Below are 1,002 nucleotides of genomic sequence, written 5' to 3'. Positions count from 1 at the left end.
AGAAAAACAACAAAAACTTAACATTACACTGAGCTTAGCAAGCAGATACAATCTCCACATCATCCTTAACCCAAGTTTTGGTTACACAAACTTAGAAATACATTTCAATATAAAATTTTTAAAACAAAATCGTAAGATCTTTTCTTTATATCCGGAGAATATCCCAGATCATAAATTCCCCAAAAATCTTGTTCATATCTAAAAGACAACTTTAAAGGTACAACAGAGAATACTTTTGCTAGATCAATTCCTATTTCAATTATCCCCCCAACTTCATAAGGCTTAAAATCATTATCACTGTAATAGTCGTGATCAATATCAACAGAGTTAAGTAGTAGACCAATGTATGGCCCCAATCCTCCATACAAGCCAATATCATTATAACTTAAGACATAAGAGCCACATAAAACGCCAAATGTCAAATAATGTAAATCAAAAGAGTGATCCGCATAAGATGGAATGTACGGACTAATTACCTCGTGATAGCGCCTCATCTTGTAAAACAATTGCGGCTCCAAAAATATATTCTTATAGGAAGAGTTTACATATACACCTAAATTAAAGCCAATAGATGATTGACCTGTTTTTTCAATATCATTTCCATTAAGCCTTGGATATACAAAAGCTAATTGCAATCCCGAATTATAACTTTGACCTTGTGCCTCATTATACACAACCAAACAAATAGAACTCACAATAATAAATATAGCTCTTTTATTTCTTTTCATGGCATTATAGATGGTTTGGTTTATAAATATCACGATCTATAATTGTTATTTTATTATTAATACCCTGGATTTTGTTCTAAATTAGGATTTAAATCACGTTCACTTTGTGGAATGGGCCAGAGATAATCTCTTGGAGAAGCAAAAGAGCGAACCCATTGACCGGGAACAGGTTCAAAACCTCCTCCATCTCCTTTTGCAATATCAATTCCATGCGTTGGACCATTTAATACAATTTCTGCAATTTTCCATCTTCTAATATCAGCTAAATGTAAAC

General features: G+C 32.6%; 2 protein-coding genes. Both read right to left on the bottom strand.

Annotation, left to right across the window (positions count from 1 at the left end):
* Window positions 1–104: 104 nt before the first annotated feature.
* Entirely contained in the window at window positions 105–728 is a 624-nt protein-coding gene (locus H043_RS30115) for an outer membrane beta-barrel protein (protein ID WP_014066176.1), read from the bottom strand.
* Between the two features lie 56 nt (window positions 729–784).
* Window positions 785–1,002, bottom strand: a 218-nt coding sequence (locus tag H043_RS30110) for a RagB/SusD family nutrient uptake outer membrane protein (RefSeq protein ID WP_155953525.1), incomplete at its 5' end; no start/stop codon positions are given.

It is taken from the genome of Pseudomonas sp. URIL14HWK12:I6 (assembly GCF_000514195.1).
Classification (GTDB): Bacteria; Pseudomonadota; Gammaproteobacteria; order Pseudomonadales; family Pseudomonadaceae; genus Aquipseudomonas; species Aquipseudomonas putida_A.
This window is presented reverse-complemented; position numbering and strand designations above follow the sequence as displayed.

What these genes read in the sequence shown, in the direction of transcription:
- H043_RS30115 (WP_014066176.1), bottom strand. Translation starts at nt 728, where the DNA reads ATGAAAAGAAATAAAAGAGCTATATTTATTATTGTGAGTTCTATTTGT.